The organism is Nocardia sp. CNY236 (assembly GCF_000482385.1).
Lineage (GTDB): Bacteria > Actinomycetota > Actinomycetes > Mycobacteriales > Mycobacteriaceae > Nocardia.
The window spans coordinates 1-19889 of record NZ_AXVD01000026.1 but is presented as its reverse complement, the minus strand read 5'-3'; the positions used below and the strand labels follow the sequence as shown (position 1 = coordinate 19889).

Genomic DNA, 19889 nt, shown 5'->3' with positions numbered 1-19889 from the left:
AGTCGGTTGACCCCACGGTAGGAAACGGGTATTGCCGGAATGCTGCGCGAAATGACCGTCAAATCAACGGTTGCTCACGAACACCGGCGACCCGGCGTGAGCCCCCAGGAATGTTTCCGGCTTGTGACACAACGGTTTCGGTCCATCGCCGGAAACCTGCTACCGAAACGTCACCCACTGCGGTTGGGTGCGCGCCCAGCATGCGCTCGCGGGGGTGCGCCCGCAACCCGAAAGTCGGGGTCTATCCGACGCCACTCCCGCCTGCCGACTGGATCACCAGGTGTCTTCGAGCATGCGCGGCTTGCATGCCTGCCAGGCGCTGACGAGCAGGACCACCAACGCGACTCCGAGGCCTGCGAACGGTACGAGCCAGCCACCGGTCTGGGTGCGCAATATGCCGAACAGCAACGGTCCGGCACAGGACACCGCATAGCCCACGCCCTGGGTGAAGCCGGACAGGGCGGCCGACCCGTCCGGTGTCCGCGTACGCAGGTTGATCAGCGTCAGGACCATGGGGAAGGTGCTCGGGCCGATGCCGAGCAGCACGACCCAGACGATCGGCGCGGCCATTGGCGCGGCGATCAATCCGGCGAACGCGACGCAGAACACGACCGCGCACGCCACCACCACGGTGAACGGATTGCGCAACCGAGCCACCACGGTCGGCGCGGCGAGTGCCGGGATCAGACCGACCGAGGCGAACAATCCGACCATGGCGCCGGCGAACCCGGCACTGGCGCCCGCGTCCCGCATGATCTGCGGCAACCAGGTGAATATCGAGTAGGTGATCAGCGAGGTCATGCCGAACATGCCCGCCAGGCCCCAAGCGACCGGCGAGCGCCACGCCCGTCCGGTCCGAACCGACGGACCCGGTGCGCTCGCCCGCACCGCCGGGTCGCCATCGCGCCGGTTGCGCAGCGTCAGGAACCACGGCACTGCGGCGGCGAAACCCAGCAGCCCCCAGACGCCCAGTGACGCGCGCCATCCGTGCGCCTCGGCCACGGGTATCGCGACGAAGGCCGGGAGGACCGTGCCGAGTTGCACCATCATGATGTAGAACGAACTGGTCAGCGCGACCCGATCCGAAAAGTAGCGCTTCACCAGCGGCGGAAGCACGACGTTGCCCATCCCCATGCCCAACAGCGCGACCACGGAGAAGCTCAGGAGTCCCGCGGTACCGGACATCAGCGCACGCAGCACCATACCCACTCCCGCCATGAGCATGGCGACCAGCGCGGTGCGTTCGAGACCGAGGCGTGGGATCGATGCCGAGGCGAGTGGTCCGGCCAGGGAGAATGCGGCGGCCGGGAGCATACCGAATACGCCGACAACGGCGACCCCGAAGCCTACGTCGGCGCCGATCCGTTCGGCCAGCGGGCTGAACACGGTGACCGCGACCCGCAAGGTGAGCGCCGACATCAGGATTGCGGCGAGGACCAGTAGCCGCCCTTCGGTCAGGGTGCGTCGGTGGCCCGGGACCACCACTGCTTTCTGCACGGCCACCGGCTCGGTTAGGGTCACAGACACCGAAGAATCATAGGATGACAGGATGTTGTGCGACAACCCCCTGTGATGGGCGGTACGCTGTCGTCGTGCAAACTGTCCGGCGCACCAGTCTCATCGCTCAGGTCACAGAGCAGCTCCGTGCCGAAATACGTTCCGGCCGTTGGCCGGTCGGGGCACGCATCCCGACCGAGCCGGAGCTCACCGAGCTCACCGGCACCGGCCGAAACACCGTGCGTGAGGCAGTGCAGGCCTTGGTGCACACGGGCATGCTGGAACGCCGGCAGGGCTCGGGCACCTATGTGATCGCGACCTCGGACGTCGGCGGAACCCTGGGCAAATACTTTGCCGATGCCCAGGAGCGCGACGTGTTGGAGTTGCGCCTCGCGCTGGACACCACAGCCGCGGCGTTGGCTGCCCGGCGACGCGACGACTCCGACATCGCGAACCTGTCGCGGCTGCTGGCCGAACGGGACAAGCGCTGGAACGAGGACCCGGCCGCGTCCGTCGAAGCCGATGTCCAACTGCATCGCGCGATCGTCGTCGCGAGCCACAATGCCGTGTATCTCGAGGTCTACGATTCGCTGCTGCCGATCATCGAGGAAGTCATCCGCGCTCAAGCGTTGAAGTCCGAGGACTCCTACGGCGAGGAACACGCCGCGTTGGTGCACGCGGTGATCGACGGCGATTCCGAGCGCGCCGCCTCGGCGACCCGATGCTTCCTCAATTCGCTGATCGCGGAGTACCCGGACGCGCGCTGACCCGGCACTCCTGTGCCGGAAATCACCTCGTCGTGGGTGTAACCAAGTGGTCACCGCCGCGCTCCACGCACAGTGAGCCGGATTTGCCGGAAACGTCATCGGACGCCACGGGAACGAAATAACCGACTCCTACGGTTGTCTCGACCGCAATTCGAACTCGACAGCCGCCGTTGGCAGCCATGCCGCGATGAGGACCGGTCGAGCAAAAATCGAGAGGACGTGCCGATGACCGCTGTGGCAGCCACCGGCCAGGAGTTGCAGCCGCCGACCTTCCACCATCAGAAGCGTGGGCGCTGGCTGGACCATTGGGAACCCGACAACGAGCAGTTCTGGGAATCGGGCGGCAAGTTCACCGCGCGCAAGAACCTGATTCTCTCGGTCTTCGCAGAGAACCTCGGCTTCAGCATCTGGGTGATCTGGGGCAGCGTGGTCACCGCAATGGGACCAGCCGGATTCAGCTTCCTCGCCGGTCTGGGGCAAGGAAACCCGACCGCGGTCAGCAACGCCCTGCTGCTCACCTCGACACCGACCTTGGTCGGGGCCATGCTCCGGGTGCCCTACACCTTCGCCATCCCGAAATTCGGCGGGCGCGCGTTCACCGCGTTCAGCGCGGGCATGCTGCTGTTTCCCACACTGGGCCTGGCGTTCTTCATCAACCAGCCGGGTACGCCTATGTGGGTGTTCATGATCCTGGCCGCGCTGGCCGGCGTCGGCGGCGGCAACTTCTCCTCGTCGATGGCCAACATCAACTTCTTCTTCCCGGAAGGCAAGAAGGGCGCGGCGCTCGGAATCAACGCCGCCGGCGGCAATATGGGCGTCGCCCAGACTCAGCTGCTGCTGCCGCTGGTGATCACGCTGGGCACTCACCTCATGGCCAAGGACGCCGGCGGCTACCGCTTCGGCATCACGCTCGCGGTGCTGGTGTGGGTGCCGTTCATCGTGGCCGCGATGTACGCGGCTCTGCGGTACATGGACAGCATCAGCCATGCCCAGTCCGACGGGCAGTCCTACAAGTTGGCCTTGACCAACCAGCACACCTGGATCATGGCCTTCCTGTACATCGGCACCTTCGGGTCGTTCATCGGCTTCTCGTTCGCCTTCCCGACGCTGCTGAAGGCCAACTTCCCCGACTTGGTGGAGATCGGGTGGATGAGCACCCTGGGCAACCTGGCCTTCCTCGGCGCGTTCGTCGGGTCGTTCAGCCGCCCGTTCGGCGGCTGGCTCGGTGACCGCGTGGGCGGCGCGAAGATCACCATGTACGTCTTCATCGGCATGGCGGCCGGCATCGCGCTCATCATGGCGTCGCTGTCGGTGAAGAACTTCCCGATGTATCTCATCTCCTTCCTGCTGCTGTTCATTTTGACCGGCGTAGGCAACGGGTCCGCCTACCGGATGATCCCGATGATCTTCGGCGCGGAATCCAAGCGGCGCGCACTGGCCCAGGGCAAGAACCCCTCCGAAGTAGCCGCCTCGGCCAAGCGGCAGGCCGGCGCCGCGATCGGCGTCATCGGCGCGGTGGGCGCGGGCGGCGGCTGGCTGCTGCAGCAGGCGCTACGCCTGTCCAACATCAACTTCGGGAGTATGGCGCCCGCGTTCTGGGGATACGCGGTGGCGTTCCTGGTGATGGGCGGCATCACCTGGTGGTTCTACCTCCGGTCCTCGTTCGCCGTTGCGCGCGCCCCCTCGCTGGCGTACGCGAACGTCTGATCACCACATCGCCTGTGTCCCGCGGTCTCACGGCCGCGGGACACAGGCGTTTCCACACCCCTCTTTCCACGCAGGCGCCCCTGGTGCGACACCAGCTTCACACCCCCATCCAGACCACCGGCCGAGACGATCCGCCCCCGGTTTGACAACCTATCGAGCGCCGGACATTGTTACACCACTGACCGCGATCGATCGCGGGAAGACCAAGTGCGAGTGGGAGGTTAGGTGGCAATCTCTGGACGTCCAGGCTGCGCGGCCGGATCACCCACGTCCGTTGTGAGGTGCGTTCATGGTTATCCAATCCAACTTTCACGACTACGACGATGACTGGGACGAGGACCCACCGGACAAAGACGCTGCCGCAGAGCCCGATCCGGCCTGGAACACAGCCGGTTCGTCGTTCGCGACCATGCACCTCGACGCCGGGCTACTTCCGGTTCGCGTCGAGTTGAGCGCGCAATGGAGCCGCTATGTGGAGCCACACGAGGTCGGTGAAGAGCTTCTCCGCGCGTATCGAGGCGCCGTCGCCGAGCGTATGGCAGAACACTTCTCCGCGGAGAAGTGGCCATCACCAGAATCCGTATCCGAATCCGCAGTGCCTTCCCACCGCACGATCCTGATGCTGTTGCTCGAAACAGAGACCTGGGATCAGTATCGGGACACATGCCGCGCAGTGGTGGGGCGCGGCGACTACCGGGTTCACGGCCGAGCGGAAGTCTACGACGAGCCCGCCGTTCTGGTTCGCGCCGATCGAACTGCGTTGAAATCCATTACAGTGTGGTCGGACTGGGCGCAGCAAGCCGACCGGATGCAGATCGCCGACGAAATCCTGTACTGCGCGGACCAGACGCGCGCCCTACGCCCGAGGTTCGAAGTGCGAGGGGACTATTCACGATATTCCGTCGACGATCTCCAATTTCAGCTGACCCGTCACCGGCGCAAGCTATTCGAAGAAAGGGAGCGTTAGAGATGGCCGCACCGAGCCAGGAGCAAATCTACGCCGCCTTGGAGCAAATGCGCACCACTGCGTCAGAATGGGAAAAGGCCGCGGAACATTTGGACGAAGCGGCCAGAAGAACTGCCGATGTCGAGTTCACCCGAATAGAGGCCGGCGTATTCGCAATAGCATTCGACAAGTACTCACCCACTCCTGGTTATGTCCGGGATCGAGCGACGGAGGGTGCCGAGGCATGTCGAGAAATAGCCGATACTTTGCGAATTGTTGCGAATGTCTACGAAGAGGAAGACCGTCGCCGCGAACACGAATTCCGCCAACTGTACTGACAGGTGAGATATGGATACCCGTCAAGATATTCAAGAACAGATCGACATGATACAAACAAACAAGGAGTCTATAGACCAGCTTCCGGACAAAGTGCAGAGCGGTTTCGAAGACCTTGTCTTAGTTGTCAGAATAATGGGACATACTGCGACTGGCTTTAATCCGCTTGGTCATTTCGCAGTCGAGAAAATCGTCGAGCATCTGTGTGAGAACCGTGATGAGATCATCAGTGCGGTGGAAGATGTCAAAACGAAGCTGTCCGAATTTCTTAAAGGCGCACTAGTGCCGATAACGTTCATCTATTACGCAGATCGATGGCGCAGTATTGAAGGCACTTTCATGCAGGCCCGCACAGCCTGGGGCGCGACAGATCTGAAGTCGGACTGGCAAGGCATCGCCGCTGATCGGTACAGAGACATGCGTGACTTACAGGGTAGGGCATTTCACGCAATGCGTCAGCTTTCCGGTGCGGTGGCGCCAGATCTAGAAGCAGTGGCATTGGAGGCCCTGGAATTCTACAAGGACCTTGCAGAACATAGTACCAAATTCGCCGAGAATGTGGCCGAGTCGGTAACTGTTCTAGCAACGAAGGGTCCGTTTGCTGCACTCGAGGCCAAAGAGATAATGGAGATGGCCATGGGATTGGCGAAATTCATCACTGACACATTGGGCGATCTCGCTGAGATGGCACACAATCTTATCATCTACGGGAACCGCATCGCTAGACAAACTGCCGTTCAAGACGGAATCCCAGACAACAAGTGGCCCTCTGCGGTCACCGGCCGGGTGGAAGAGAATGGGACTGTCGTGCTTCCCGGCGAGGAATACAGCGACGGAAGCGTCCTCGACGATAACAATAAGTGGTCGGTCAAGAGTGATCGAATCATTCAATGAGACCGTTCAGGGCAATCTTGGTCACTCTGGTTTCTGCATCGGCATTGACAGCGTGCTCGAGTACCCAAACCGGCAGCCCCCTCATCTCCACCACTGTGACTACACCCCGAGCCCAACACACGATGCGTGATCTGTGCGAGCCCCTGTTCGACTTCTTCGAGAACGAACTGCACGCGATTCAGATCAGAATAGATTCTCCCCGAGAATTGGATTCTCCGCACCATAAAAACGGAGCCTGTGTTATCGAATCTACAGCGGGGCCGGATGATCCAGGGCCAGGTAGCGGCTTCGCGTACGTGAGGCGTGATCCAGGTGAACCGGATCCCACCTATGGGGAAGAAGGATTCACGGCCGTCCCTGGTTATACGGTAGAGCTCTGGGAGCGAAATGAGCTTTCCACCCCTCGAAGAAGAATAGAACTCGCCACTAGAATTGGGGACTGGAACGGGCAATTTCTAATACGCGAACGGGGAATACGCACACAAGATGGTACGCTGCGCATGTCGGAAGAGCAGGTCGCCAAGGCAGCTCAATTCATAGTAGACATTACTCAGGAACTACAAGAGTAAGGATTCGGAATCCGAAGAAGCCTTTCCAGTTGGCCTTGACCAACCAGCACACCTGGATCATGGCCTTCTTGCACATCGGCACCTTCGGGTCGTTCATCGGTTTCTCGTTCGCCTTCCCGACGCTGCTGAAGGCCACCCCGACTTGATGGAGATCGGGTGGATGAGCACCTTGGGCAACCTGGCCTTCCTCTGCGCGTTCGTCGGCTCGTTCGGCGGCTGGCTCGGTGACCGCGTGGGCGGCGCGAAGATCACCATGTACGTCTTCTTCGGCATGGCGGCCGGCATCGCGCTCATCATGGCGTCGCTATAGCCTCGCGCACCTCGGCGTACGTGCTGACGAGGAACCAACCCGGCACCATGCCCCGCTGGGTCACAGCACGCGCCGCATCCAGCCGTGATGATCCGCGACACGACCGTATTGGATACCGAGGAGCTGGTCGCGCAACGCCATCGTGCGCTTCCCAGGGGTCCCTGCGCCCACCGTGAACGCATAACCTTCGCCCTTGAACCCGACGATCGGCGTGATCACAGCTGCAGTGCCTGCGGCGAATGCCTCGGTGAAACCGCCGTCAGCCACACCGGAGCGCAATTCGTCGAGGGAGATCGTCCGTTCCATCGGAGTCAGCGCGTGATCCGCTGCAAGCGTGAGGATTGCGTCGCGGGTGACGCCCTCCAGGATGGTGCCGAGCGCCGGAGTGATCAGGTGTCCGCTCGCGGTGACAAGGCAGAGGTTCATCGTGCCCGACTCCTCTAGGTTTCCCTCGCCGCCTATCCGGTCCAGGTACATGACCTGATCGCAGCCGTGCTGCTGGGCCTCGATCTGGGCGGCGAAACTCGCGGCGTAGTTGCCACCACACTTTGCGCCGCCGGTGCCACCCGGCGCCGAGCGGGTATAGCGGCTGCTCACCCACAGCGTTACTCCGTTGTGGCCGGAGGCGAACAGTGGGCCGGTCGGCCAGGCGATGACGGAGTAGATGACGCGTTCGGGCGGCCGGATGCCCAGGAATTCGTCCGCGGCAAACATGAACGGTCGCAGGTATAGGCTCTCCTCACTGGTAGGAGTCGGAACCCAGCGCTGGTCCACCCGGATGAGCGCCTCCACACTGGCGAGGAAGTCTTCCTCGGTCAGTTGCGGTAGAGCCAACCGTTCGGCGGAGCGGGCGAAGCGCTGCGCGTTGGCTTCCGGACGGAACAGAAAGACGCCGCCGTCGGCGTGGCGATAGGCCTTGAGGCCCTCGAAGATCTCCTGCGCGTAGTGCAGTGCAGCCGTGCCTGGATGTAGGGCGAACGGTTCGAGGGGGCCGACCGCGCGCTCGTGCCAGCCGTCCTCGATTGTCCACACTGCCGTAACCATGTGCTCGGTGAAGTGCCGACCGAACTGTGGCGAGGCGAGGATCTCCGAGCGCCGAGCATCCGACACCGAGGTCATGGTTGAGGTCAGGGGGTAGCTGGGGCTCACGACGGACTCCCATCGAACTCAGGGCTCTGCAGCTCGGCGATGGTGGCATTCGCCGGGAAGGACAGCTCTGGGTCCTTATTTGCGTCGAGAAGTCGTCGCTGCTCGTCTTCCGACAGCAGGTTCAAAGCGGCCAGCTTCATTTCGCCCTCGCAAACTGTGTCAGGGTGGATTGGTATGTGGTCGTGAAACGCTCCACGGTGCCATGGTCAAAAAGGGCTGTGGCGTAGGTGATGACTCCGGTCGGTGACTCGCCCGCATCGTTCGAGACCAGGCCGAAGTCGAGGTTTGCGTTGATGGCCGACTTGCCATCGGGGGTGTTTCCCTCAGGGGTGTAGCTTCGCAAGAGCGCGGTAGGGAACGGCTCGTGTCAGGAAGACGAAGCTCCGAGACGAGGCGTTCAAAAGACAGCTTTTAGTGCTCCTGAGCCTCGGCCACCCGCGCGCCGATCAGGACGTCCCGCGGGCGCGTGCTCGAGTTCTGGCTGCGCACCTGGCGGTGGGCGTGGGCTCAGGGCAGGCGCGAATCCGGGACGTGCCCCCATGGCAACGGTGCCGACGATGACCTCTTCCAGGGGATCATCCCAGCCGTTATAGGAGTTGACAACGGGGGTCTTGCTCGACACGAAAGTGCCTCCAATTTCTGGTGAAAAGGGAAAGCGGCGCGGCGCGGCGGGATCAGGCCATCGCCACGCCGACCTTGCGCGACCCTGGGAAGTGCCACGGCCGGGCGCGAACGAGTTTGGATTTGGATAAGGCGGTCAGACTGCGGCGACGTCGAAATAGGTGTCGCGTTCGACCGCGACAAGGCCCGAGAAACGCCAGAAGTCTGCGAAGCGCACTGCGAGTGGGCCCCCGTCGTGCGAGGTCCCATGGAAATTCCCGCGGACGGCGACCGTGTCGGTGTCCTCGATGATCGACTCGAGGTCGTGCGAGCCGACGGAGATCACCCGGCCGCCGTTGTAGAACTCGCTAATCGCGGACAGGCCGACGAATGCTGCGTAGCCGGGGCGGCGGTAGATCGCGTCCTCAGCGAAGCAGGCCAGGGCCGCGGCGACGTCCCGCCGGTCGATATTCCGGTAGTAGCGTGTTACGACCGTGGCTAGCGGCCCGCACGGGTGAGCCCCAGACTGCGTCACGTCCGCGAGACTACCGTCTCGTCGTCAGGGCTATCGAAGATCGTCGCCTACGGTTCAGCATCGAAACGCAGAAGTAGATTACGGCGCCCGTTATAGCTCGCTGGACGACTCGGCGCGGGTCACCGAGATCCTTGCCCGCGCAAGGCTTTCCCCGGCCAATGTCGACCAGTTTGTGATTCACGGCTGGTACACCACCGGCGCGGACAGCGGCCGCGCCGTGACCCTCGAACGCGATCACGGTGATACAGTTGAACCGTATGATGTACGGTACAGGTTACGGAACGTCTAGCGAAGGTGGGTGGCATTGAGCTCGAACAAATCGGCTGTCGTCGTGAAGGGACTCAGGAAGCGCTACGAAGGCAGATACGCCCTCGACGGTTTCGATCTCACCGTTCCGCAGGCAACGGTGAGCGCCTTGCTCGGGCCGAATGGAGCCGGCAAGACGACGGCAGTGCGCATTCTGGCCACATTGCTACGTTTCGATGCAGGTACGGCCACGGTGGCGGGGTTCGATGTCGCGCGCCAGCCCGCGCAGGTGCGCGCCCGTATCGGGCTCGTCGGACAGCACGCCGCTGTCGATGAGATCCTCAGTGGCCAACAAAACCTGGTCATGTTCGGCAGGCTGTTCCACTTGTCTGCGCGGCAAGCGGCCCGGCGTGCAGCCGACCTGCTCGAGCAGTTCGATCTCGCCGATACCGGCGACCGGCCGCTCGCGACGTATTCCGGCGGGATGCGGCGGCGTCTGGACTTGGCGGCAAGCATGATTCTGGCGCCGACAGTGCTGTTTCTGGACGAGCCCACGGTCGGTCTGGACCCGCGCGGTCGATCCGAGGTATGGCAATCGATCCGGGATCTCGTCACGTTCGGTACGAGCGTGTTGCTCACTACCCAGTACCTGGACGAGGCAGACCAGTTGGCCAACCACATCGATATCATCGACACCGGGAAGGTAGTCGCAGGAGGCACACCGAGCCAGCTCAAAGCCCAACTCGGTGGCGACCGAATCGAATTCATCGTGCACCATCGATTCCAGGTGGGTCGGGCCGCCGCGGCGGTGTCGCGGCTCGGTGTCGCCGAGCCAGCGGTCGACCTCGACACTCGGCAGGTCAGCCTGCGAGTCTCCGACAAAGCCACGGCACTGTCGGCGGCAGTCCGCGCGCTGGACGAGGCCGCGATTTCCTTCGATGACCTCACCCTGCGCCGCCCAACGCTGGACGAGGTGTTCCTGCACCTCACCGGCGGCCGAGCCGAACAAGAGGCAACCGCATGACGACGACCGCCACCGCGCCCGCCATGGCTGTACCACCCAACAGCAGTGCCCGGTGGGCATTGCTCGACGGCTGGACCCTGACTCTGCGCAGTTTCGCGCACTGGCGGCGAAACCCCGGACCGGTGATCTTCTCGCTGGCATTCAACATCCTGCTCGTACTGATGTTCGTCTACCTGCTCGGCGGATCGATGCAGGTGCCGGGCGGCGGCAGCTACCGTGACTTCTTGATGCCAGGCATGTTCACCATGACCATGCTCTTCGGCATCGGGTTGACGACGATGGCGGTGACGACCGATGTCGATCGCGGGGTCACCGACCGCTTCCGCTCGATGCCGACGTCGGCCTCGGCGGTGCTGATCGGCCGGGCGACCGCGGACATGCTGTTGTCTATAGCCACGCTGGCAGTCATGCTCCTAGCCGGCCTGGCGATCGGATGGCGCAGCCACGGCTCGGTGGGCGGTTTCTTCTCAGCAATCGGGTTGATCTTGCTGCTGCGGTTCGCACTGATCTGGGTCGGCATCTACCTGGGACTCACCCTCGAGGGCGGTGAAGCCGTCGCCGGTGTGCAGACGGCAGAATTCCCGGTCGGCTTTCTGTCTGGCGTCTTCGTGGCCACAAGCACTATGCCGGGCTGGCTCGGCACGATCGCGGACTGGAATCCTCTGTCCTCCACAGTCGATGCGGCCCGGGAGCTCTTCGGGAGTCCGGGCATCGCCTCGGGATCGTGGATCACCGACCACGCAATACTCATGGCGGTGATCTGGCCTTTGGTCCTACTGGTGGTGTTCTTCAGCTTGTCGGTCAACGCATTCCGCAACCTCAGCCGGTGAATCCCAGCAGGCTCGGTGGCGCCGCGGTACGTCAGCGCCGCGACGCCACCAGCGTTTCGATACCGTCCAGAATCCGGTTCAATCCGAATTCGAAGTTGTGCCTGGGATCGTAGGCGGTCCCGTGCGCGGTACCCACTGCTTCTCCCACCTCGGTAGCCAACGGGTACTTCTTCGGGTCCAGACGAGTCGTGAGCACCGCCGCGCGTGCCTGCCACCACTGTTCATCGGTCATGCCGCTGTCTCGTTCGGTGACCGAGGCGTCGATGTCACGGCGCGCTGTATTCTCGGCATGTCCGATGACCAGGTTGACAACAGTGTCCATTTCAACTGCGGTGAGACCGATATCGACGACGGCGCGCAGTTCGCGCTCGTACTTGACTATGGAATTCGGGCCAAGAGGCGGCCGGCTCGCACCGATCTGCAGTATCCACGGATGCCTGTGAAACAGCTCCCAGTTGTCCTGGGCGATCTGCGACAATCGACCGCGCCAATCGGTGGGGGCCGCCGTCGCCGTCGGTTCCACGATTTCACCGTAGACTTGGTCCAACATCAAATCGATGAGTTCCCCCTTACCAGGTACGTGGGTGTAGAGCGACATGGTCCCGACACCAAGCTGCTCGGCGACCCGGCGCATCGACAGTACGGCGATGCCATCACGGTCAGCGACCTCGACGGCAGCTCGGACGATCCGGTCGACGCTGAGATTCTGCCTACCGTTGGCGGGTTGGCGCTGCTGGGGGGTGCGCCATAGCAAAGCCAAGCTCCGCACCGGGTCACCACTACCGCTGAAGTACTTGGAGGAGTCGCTGCTCATCGTGCGCCCAGTCTACGTCGCCGTGACCGCCTCACCAGGGCTGGGGCTGCAAGTGATCTCGTGGGTGGGGGTGAATACGGAAGCGGCATCAACTCGCTTCAGCGAAGGGGTCACCGTGTCGGTGGTATGGCAGGGCGGCGTCAGGGGGTCGGTGCGCTACCTGCCTCGGCGAGTATCGCATCGAGCTTCTCGGCGGGTTTGAGCCAGTCCAACACGTGGCCGGGGCCTGGCGTGGAGTTCACGAGCCACGGCATCGAGGTAGGGCTGTGAATAGTCTTGCAGTTCGATGCCTTTCGGGAAACTACAAGAGTAAGGATTCGGAATCCGAAGAAGCGCGGGAGAGACTCGTCTGCTTCCCATCGCGCGCCATACTCAGCAACGCCGCTAAGACGCCCATCTCTCGAAGGCGCTCGAGGGGCACGGAAGCCAAAAAACGGCGGATGTCTCGCTCATCGTCCACGCTGTCCTGCGCGAACGCGCAGCCGGCACCGAGTTGCTGGAGCAAGTGTGTCGTGACAACGTCGGGAGTGGGATACTCGAAGACGAGGGTGGCAGGCAAGGTTAGTCCGGTCGTTGCATTGAGTCGGTTGCGAACCTCGACCGCGGTCAATGAGTCGAATCCCATGTCCTTGAAGGTGCGGTGAGCGTCGATCGCGTCAGCCCCGTCGTGACCGAGGACCAGCGCGACCTCGGCACGCACCATCTCGAGGAGAACCTCGTGCTGTTCTGATCTGGCCAAGCCGATCAGCCGCTCGGGTACCGAGTCCGACACCGTGCCGCTCGTGGCTGCACTTCGCCTCGGCCGCACCACCAGTTCCTGTAGTAGCGGGGCGACATATGCCTGTGCTGTCAGTGCGGGTAGGTCGAGTCGAGCGGCCATGACCGTAGCATGGTTTTGTGCGAGGGCGGCGTCGAAAAGCGCCAAACCCTGTTCGTCGGACAGGCCGAGGAACCCGCGGCTGATACGCACCGTGTCGGATTCCCCGAGGGCGCTGGTCATCGCGGTGTTCATCGCCCACAGCCCCCACGAGATAGAGGTGGCGGGCAGGCCGTGCGCATGTCGGTGCTGTGCGAGCCCGTCGAGGAAGGTGTTGGCGGCGGCGTAGTTACCTTGCCCTGGGGATCCGACGACGCCAGCCGCAGAGGAGAACAACACGAACATCGTCAGGTCCATGTGCCGGGTCAGCTCGTGCAGGTGCCACGCCGCGTCAGCTTTGGGAGCCAGCACTTTGTCGATCCGGCCGGGGTTCAACGAGGCGATTACGCCGTCGTCGAGCACACCGGCCGCGTGCACCACACCGGTCAGGGGATGCTCGGCTGGAACCGTGGTCAACAGTCGCGCGAGCGCCGCCCGATCCGACACGTCACACGCCATGACCCGCACTTGGGCACCCAATTCTGTCAACTCCGCCACCAGTGCGGCCGCGCTCCCGGCGGCCATCCCCTGACGGCTGGTCAGCACGAAGGACCTAACGCCGTGTACCTTCGCCAGGTGCCGGGCTACCAGACCTCCCAAACCACCTGTGCCACCAGTGATCAACACCGTTCCATCCGGCATCGAGTCGAGGCCGGTGGGGATCGTCAGGACGACCTTGCCGATATGGCGTGCTTGGCTGAAGAAGCGGAGGGCATCGGGAGCTTGGTGAATCCCCCATGCCCGCACCGGCAGACGATTGATCGCACCACTGTCGAACATGACGGCCAGGTCAGCGAGGATGTGCTGAATCCCGTCGATTCCGGCGTCGAACATATCGAATGCTCGATAGGCCACCCCTGGGTACTGGGCAGCGACGTCTTGGGGTTTACGGATGTCGGTCTTGCCCATCTCCAGGAAGCGTCCGCCCCGCGGCAGCAGCCGCAACGAGGCGTCGGCGAACTCGTCGGCCAGGCAGTTCAACACGACATCGACTCCACGGCCGTCGGTGGCCTCGAGGAAGTGCGCCTCGAACCCGGTCGTCCGGGTATTCGCTATGTGTTGGTCGTCGAAACCCATCGCCCGCAGAGTGGTCCACTTGCCGGGGCTCGCGGTAGCGAAGACGTCCATACCCCAATGCCGGGCCAGCTGCACGGCCGCCATCCCCACCCCACCTGTCGCGGCGTGCACGAGCAACGTTTCTCCCGGCTGCACCGCGCCTAGATTCCTCAAACCGTAATACGCCGTCACGAACACCGCCGGGATCGCCGCCGCCTCGGCAAACGACCAGCTTGCGGGAATCCGTGTGACCAGACGCTGATCCGTGATGCCGACCGAGCAAATCCCGCTCGCTATGAAACCGTACACTCGGTCACCTGGTGCGAGGTCGACCACTCCCGGCCCAACATCGAGGACCACGCCGGCCCCCTCGCTCGGTAATGTTTCCCAAGGCAGCTCTACGATGCCGAGTACGACCAGAATATCGCGGAAATTCACCCCGGAAGCGCGCATTGCTATGCGTACCTGACCTGAACCGAGCGGCTCGCTCGCCAGCGGGTAGGCGGCCAACTCGAGGTTGTCGAACGATCCCGTGTCGCCGACCTCGAGCCGCCATGGTTGATTCTCTGGCGCAGTCAGCACTGTGGCATGGGGAAGCCTGATGGCCCGTGCCCTATGCGGGACACCCTTGCGGATCGCGACCTGCGGTTCCCGTGATGTCATCAGCATCGCGGCCAGTGTTGTGAGATCCATGGCGTTGCGGGGCTCGGAAGGGTCGGTGTCGGCGAGTACGATCCGGCCCGAGTTCTCCGATTGCGCTGATCGAACCAGCCCCCACAGCGCTGATCCGGCCAGATCGATGACATCCTCACCGGCCACAGATACCGCACCACATGTCAGAACCACCAGTGTGCTCGACGCGAACCGTTCGTCGCCCAACCACTCCTGCACCACCGCCAACACCGTGTGAGTGGCGCTGTGCACACGCGTCAGCACGGTGGTGTCGAGGGGGCCAGTGGCGGTTCGCATGTCGAGTACGACCACCGGGGGTGGTGTCTGGTCGCCGGTATCGACCCAATCGGTGTAGACGATGGCTGCCGGGGCAACCGACACCGGCGCCCCCGCTTCCAAAACTGCCGGTAGCGGGGTCCAGTGCACGATATTGAGCCGCTGGGGCGTGGCAGGTTCGGCCGTGAACGGTCGTGAGGTCAGCGACCGGACCGACAACACCGAGCTGCCGGTTTCATCGGCGACCTCGAAAGATATCGCGCCACTGCCGTCCGGGGTGATTCGAGCACGGACGGCAGAGGCCCCGGTCGCGTGCAGATTTACCTGCTCCCAGGTGAAAGGCAATGTCACGACGGCGTTCTCGTCGCGGCTGACAAGCAGCGCGTGCAGGACGGCGTCGAGCAGCGCGGGGTGGCACCCATAGCGATGTGCGTCGGTGACCGAGTCGGGCAACACCGCTTGGACGAACAAATCCTCGCCGCGGCGCCATACCGCTTGCAGGGCCCGGAATGCCGGGCCGTACTCATATCCGGTCTCGGCGATCCGATCGTAGAAACCTTCGACCTCCAGCGCCGTCGCGCCGACCGGCGGCCACGTCATGAACTCTATCGGATCACCCGCCACAGCTGTGGTGGTGGCTGGGCTGACCAGGCCACGCGCGTGCAACGTCCAGTCGAGATCGCTGAACTCGGCACGGGAATACACCGACACCGCCCGCGACCCGACCGCCGCCGGGCTCTCGCCGATGGCGGCGACGTGGATCTGAATGTGGACTGCGGCGTCGGTGGGTAGCACCAGGGGGGTCAGCAGCGTCAATTCCTGTAGCGCTGTGCAGCCGACCTCGTCACCGGCTCGGACCACCAACTCCACCAGCGCGGTGCCAGGAACCAAGATCCGCCCGGCCACAGCGTGATCGCCGAGCCAGGGGTGAGTGGTCAACGACAAACGGCCTGTGACGGTGACCCCGCCCGACTCCGGGGACGCCACCACCGCCCCCACCATCGGATGGTCCACCGGTGACAGCCCCATCGCTGCCGCGTCGGTGGACAACGCGGTGTCCGCCCAGTATCGGCTCCGTTGGAAGGCATAAGTCGGCAGTTCCACCCGCCGCGCGCCGCTCCCGCGGAACACCGCCTCCCAGTCGACAACTGCTGCACCCGCCACATGCAGCTGGGCAAGCGAACGCAGGAATCGGTCCAAGCCCCCATCGTCGCGTCGCAACGACCCCACAACGAGTGTTTTTCGTTGCTGTGCGACCGACGCCTCGGCGGATTCTTCGATCCCCAACGTCATCAACGGGTGGGGGCTCACCTCGATGAAGATGTTGTGCCCATCGCCGAGCAGCGCCGCGGTGGCCTTGTCGAAACGAACGGTCTCCCGCAGATTGCGGTACCAGTACCGGGCATCCAGCCCAGTGGTGTCCAGCACTGCACCGGTCACAGTGGAATAGAACGGTATTCGCGAAGGTCGCAGCGTCACCCCCCCGAGTACGGCCAGCATTTCCGTACGCAACGGCCCGACCTGCGCGGAATGGGCCGCATAGTTGACAGGCACAGGCCGTCGCATCACTCCGTGCGCGGACAAGAGCCGTTCGATCTCTGCGAGAACAGAGGGGGGTCCGGCAATGACGACTGCTTTGGGGCCGTTGACCGACGCGACGGAGACTTTGTCGGAGTATGGCTCGATCAGGGCGTTTACATGTTCGAGCGTGTCGACGATCGAGAGCATCGCGCCGTGCCCGGCCAGGTCGGTCAGTGCCCGTGAACGCAGGATTACGATCCGCGCGGCGTCGTCGAGCGAGACCGCGCCCGCGACATGGGCCGCGGCTATCTCACCTTGGGAATGGCCTACAACCGCATCGGGCACCACCCCGACCGAGGCCCACAGCTCAGCCAACGACACCATCACCGCGAACAGCACTGGCTGCACCACGTCGACCCGATCCAGCGACGGCGCTCCCGCTGTGCCTCGGACCACGTCGATCAACGACCAATCCACCAAGGGCGCGAACGCTTCGGCGCAGTCGGCCATCTTGCTGGCGAATACTGGCGCGGTATCCAGCAAATCTCGGCCCATTCCCACCCACTGGGCACCTTGACCGGGGAAAACGAATACGGTCCGTCCCGCGGTTCCCGGTGCCCCGGTGACTCCTTGTACCAGGCGGTCCGCGGGCTTCGCTTCGGCTAGTGCAGTTAGTCCCGCCAATAGTTCGGACCGGTCGGCTCCCACAACCACGGCCCGGTGCTCGAATCGTGAGCGGCCGGACACCAGCGACCATCCCACGTCGGTCGGATCCCATCCCGGATGCCGCTCCAAGAAGGCCGACAGCTGACATGCTTGGCCGGCCAGTGCCGCCCGGGACCGCCCGGACACCACCCACGGCACCACTGGCCGACCCAGGCCACCACCAGTGGCAATGGTGGTCTGGGGTGCGTCGGCGACGTGGGTGGCGTCTGCCGCGCTAGTGGTGGTCTCGGGCGCTTGCTGGAGGATGACGTGGGCATTGGTGCCGCTGACCCCGAAAGAAGACACACCTGCGCGGCGCGGGTGGTCGTCAGTGTTCCATTTCCGTTTGGCGACCAGAAGCTCCACGCGCCCGGCTGACCAGTCCACGTGCGTTGTGGGGGTGTCCACATGAAGTGTCGCGGGCATGATCCCGCGGCGGATCGCCTCGATCATCTTGATGACCCCGGCGACCCCCGCTGCGGCCTGGGTGTGCCCGATGTTGGACTTGACCGACCCCAGCCACAACGGGCGATCCGCCGGACGGTCTTGCCCATAGGTCGCCAGCAACGCCTGAGCCTCGATCGGGTCGCCCAATGCGGTTCCCGTGCCGTGTGCCTCCACCACATCGACCTCGCTCGCAGCCAGTCCCGCGCTATGCAACGACTGCCGGATCACGCGCTGCTGGGACGGACCGTTCGGCGCCGTCAACCCGTTGGAGGCACCGTCTTGGTTCACAGCTGAACCCCGCACCACCGCCAATACCTCATGCCCGAGCCGCTGTGCCTGCGACAATCGCTCCATCACCAGCACCCCCGCGCCCTCGGACCACCCCACCCCATCCGCGGTCTCTGAGAACGGCTTGCACCGCCCATCGGCCGCCAAACCCCGCTGTCGCGAAAACTCCACGAAAATTCCTGGCGACGCCATCACCGTCACCCCGCCCACCAATGCGAGCCCGCACTCCCCCGCGCGCAGAGACTGCGCCGCCTGGTGCAGCGCGACCAACGACGACGAACACGCCGTGTCCACGGAAACCGCCGGGCCCTCCAAACCCAGCAGATACGACACCCGCCCCGACACCACACTCGAGGCCAACCCTGTAAGCGCGTAGCCCTCTCCGCCCCCGTCCCCGATCTTGCGGCCCTCCGAATAGGACTGCCCCGTCACTCCCATGAAGACACCGGTCGCCGAACCGGATAGGGATCTCGGGTCGATCCCCGCCCGTTCCAGTGCCTCCCATACCGTTTCCAGCACCAGGCGTTGTTGAGGGTCCATCGCAATCGCCTCGCGTGGGCTGATTCCGAAGAACGCGGCGTCGAAACCGGTGACCGCATCGAGGAATCCGCCCTCTCGCGCATAGGACTTTCCGATAGCGTCCGGGTTCGCATCGAATAGTCCCGCCAGGTCCCAGCCTCGATCGGTCGGGAATCCCGACACCACGTCATGGCCCTCGGCCACGACCTGCCACAGATCCTCAGGAGAGCCGATCCCACCGGGGAAACGGCAGCCCATGCCCACAATCGCGATGGGCTCCGACATCGCCCTCGAGATCCTATGATTCTCGGCACGCAAGCGTTCGGTCTCTGTAAGTGAAGTACGGAGGGCCTCGATGAGCCTTTCCCGAGAATCTGACATTTCAATTTCCTCCGAAGTTCTTATGCGTACACAACGGTCGGCCGGTGTCAACCGAGCCGCTCGAGAAGCGAAGCCAGCTCAGGCCCGATGCGCTCCAGAGAGTGCGGGTCCATCATCTCGTTGTGCCCGAAGGGCACCTGATGAGCTACTAAAGTACCCGTAATATAGGACTGCCATTCCTTGTATAGATCCCGCTTTCCGCGGTCATTATCGTGATTTGCCAGAAATAGTACGGCGTCGCCACGGAAAACTTGAGGGATATGATCCTTGATCAACTCGATTGCCTGCCACAGACAATTTTGTATCCCGTCGAGGATCGATTCATCGAGCGCTATATCGAGGATTTCTAATATCTCCTCCACCGCCACATCGAACGGATGGTCACCATGTTCCGTTGGTTTGAAATTCTCGGTGTCCGCAATCGGACGCGAATCCAAAATAACCAGTAACTCAGTGCTCTCGCCACGCGCCTGAAGTCCGGTTGCCATGGCGTGGGCCACCACGCCCCCGAGCGACCAGCCCAGCAGCCTGTACGGTCCCGAGGGTTGTACACGGCGAATCTGATCGATGTAATCCTCGGCCATTTCCTGCAATGTCGACGGCACGGGCAGAGTGCCACTGACTGCTCGCTGTTGGAGGCCGTAAACCGGATGGATCGGGTCGAGATAGCTGAGCAATCGGGCGTACGGCCAACTCAGTCCCCCTCCGGGATGAATGCAGAACAACGGTGTAGCGCTGCCTGTCGCGCGAAGCGGGAGCAGGACATCGATTCCATGGAGGGTCAGGTCGGCCCGGTCGAGTGTTGGTGCGAGCCGTGCTGGTGTGGGCGCCTCGAACACGGTTCGGATGGGGACCTCGACCCCCAGCAGCGTGCGAATGCGGCT

Annotated in this window: 16 protein-coding genes; 8 read left to right on the top strand and 8 right to left on the bottom strand. The window is 63.5% G+C overall.

From position 1 onward, the window contains the following. Window positions 1-273 precede the first annotated feature (273 nt). Window positions 274-1419 (bottom strand): MFS transporter, encoded by a 1146-nt coding sequence (locus tag K940_RS0114670; RefSeq protein WP_051407211.1) that lies wholly within the window; start codon window positions 1417-1419, stop codon window positions 274-276. Window positions 1420-1592: 173 nt separating this feature from the next. Between K940_RS0114670 and K940_RS0114665 the strand changes: the two genes are divergently transcribed. The 6 genes from K940_RS0114665 (at window position 1593) to K940_RS33610 (ending at window position 7026) form a co-directional block, all read left to right on the top strand. Next, the gene (locus tag K940_RS0114665) at window positions 1593-2264 is read left to right on the top strand and encodes a FadR/GntR family transcriptional regulator (RefSeq protein WP_028478166.1); all 672 of its coding nucleotides are present in this window, start codon (window positions 1593-1595) and stop codon (window positions 2262-2264) included. 225 nt (window positions 2265-2489) lie between these two features. Next, complete coding sequence (locus K940_RS0114660; RefSeq protein WP_028478165.1) at window positions 2490-3971, top strand: MFS transporter; 1482 nt, start codon at window positions 2490-2492, stop codon at window positions 3969-3971. 289 nt (window positions 3972-4260) lie between these two features. Continuing rightward, a complete protein-coding gene (locus K940_RS0114655; RefSeq protein WP_028478164.1) occupies window positions 4261-4938 on the top strand; it encodes a hypothetical protein in 678 nt (225 codons plus the stop codon). A 2-nt stretch (window positions 4939-4940) separates the two neighbouring features. After that, window positions 4941-5255 (top strand): hypothetical protein, encoded by a 315-nt coding sequence (locus tag K940_RS0114650; protein WP_028478163.1) that lies wholly within the window; start codon window positions 4941-4943, stop codon window positions 5253-5255. A gap of 10 nt (window positions 5256-5265) precedes the next feature. Next, the gene (locus K940_RS0114645; RefSeq protein WP_028478162.1) at window positions 5266-6147 is read left to right on the top strand and encodes a hypothetical protein; all 882 of its coding nucleotides are present in this window, start codon (window positions 5266-5268) and stop codon (window positions 6145-6147) included. A gap of 729 nt (window positions 6148-6876) precedes the next feature. Beyond that, the gene (locus tag K940_RS33610) at window positions 6877-7026 is read left to right on the top strand and encodes a hypothetical protein (RefSeq protein WP_231390379.1); all 150 of its coding nucleotides are present in this window, start codon (window positions 6877-6879) and stop codon (window positions 7024-7026) included. Between the two features lie 60 nt (window positions 7027-7086). On the opposite strand, the gene K940_RS0114630 is transcribed toward K940_RS33610, so the two are convergent. From K940_RS0114630 to K940_RS0114615, 4 genes are all read right to left on the bottom strand, one after another. After that, window positions 7087-8175 (bottom strand): branched-chain amino acid aminotransferase, encoded by a 1089-nt coding sequence (locus tag K940_RS0114630; protein WP_028478161.1) that lies wholly within the window; start codon window positions 8173-8175, stop codon window positions 7087-7089. Next, the gene (locus K940_RS32325; RefSeq protein ID WP_155980875.1) at window positions 8172-8315 is read right to left on the bottom strand and encodes a hypothetical protein; all 144 of its coding nucleotides are present in this window, start codon (window positions 8313-8315) and stop codon (window positions 8172-8174) included. The genes K940_RS0114630 and K940_RS32325 overlap by 4 nt, the downstream gene beginning before the upstream one ends. A gap of 257 nt (window positions 8316-8572) precedes the next feature. Further along, the gene (locus tag K940_RS33015) at window positions 8573-8797 is read right to left on the bottom strand and encodes a hypothetical protein (RefSeq protein WP_196812205.1); all 225 of its coding nucleotides are present in this window, start codon (window positions 8795-8797) and stop codon (window positions 8573-8575) included. 135 nt (window positions 8798-8932) lie between these two features. Beyond that, window positions 8933-9310, bottom strand: coding sequence for a nuclear transport factor 2 family protein (locus K940_RS0114615; protein WP_028478159.1), 378 nt, complete (start codon window positions 9308-9310; stop codon window positions 8933-8935). A 304-nt stretch (window positions 9311-9614) separates the two neighbouring features. Between K940_RS0114615 and K940_RS0114610 the strand changes: the two genes are divergently transcribed. Continuing rightward, on the top strand, window positions 9615-10580 hold the full coding sequence (locus K940_RS0114610) for a daunorubicin resistance protein DrrA family ABC transporter ATP-binding protein (RefSeq protein ID WP_028478158.1): 966 nt from the start codon (window positions 9615-9617) through the stop codon (window positions 10578-10580). Further along, the gene (locus K940_RS0114605) at window positions 10577-11410 is read left to right on the top strand and encodes an ABC transporter permease (protein ID WP_051407205.1); all 834 of its coding nucleotides are present in this window, start codon (window positions 10577-10579) and stop codon (window positions 11408-11410) included. Before K940_RS0114610 ends, K940_RS0114605 begins: the two co-directional genes overlap by 4 nt. A 31-nt stretch (window positions 11411-11441) precedes the next feature. Here K940_RS0114605 and K940_RS0114600 read toward each other — a convergent pair whose 3' ends face one another. The 3 genes from K940_RS0114600 to K940_RS28375 form a co-directional block, all read right to left on the bottom strand. Next, entirely contained in the window at window positions 11442-12224 is a 783-nt protein-coding gene (locus tag K940_RS0114600) for a TetR/AcrR family transcriptional regulator (RefSeq protein WP_028478156.1), read from the bottom strand. A 301-nt stretch (window positions 12225-12525) separates the two neighbouring features. Next, window positions 12526-19005: a type I polyketide synthase gene (locus tag K940_RS28380; protein WP_081706370.1), complete on the bottom strand. Its 6480-nt coding sequence runs from the start codon at window positions 19003-19005 to the stop codon at window positions 12526-12528. Window positions 19006-19052: 47 nt separating this feature from the next. After that, window positions 19053-19889 (bottom strand): alpha/beta fold hydrolase (locus K940_RS28375; RefSeq protein ID WP_036528680.1); only part of this gene is annotated, 837 nt, incomplete at its 5' end.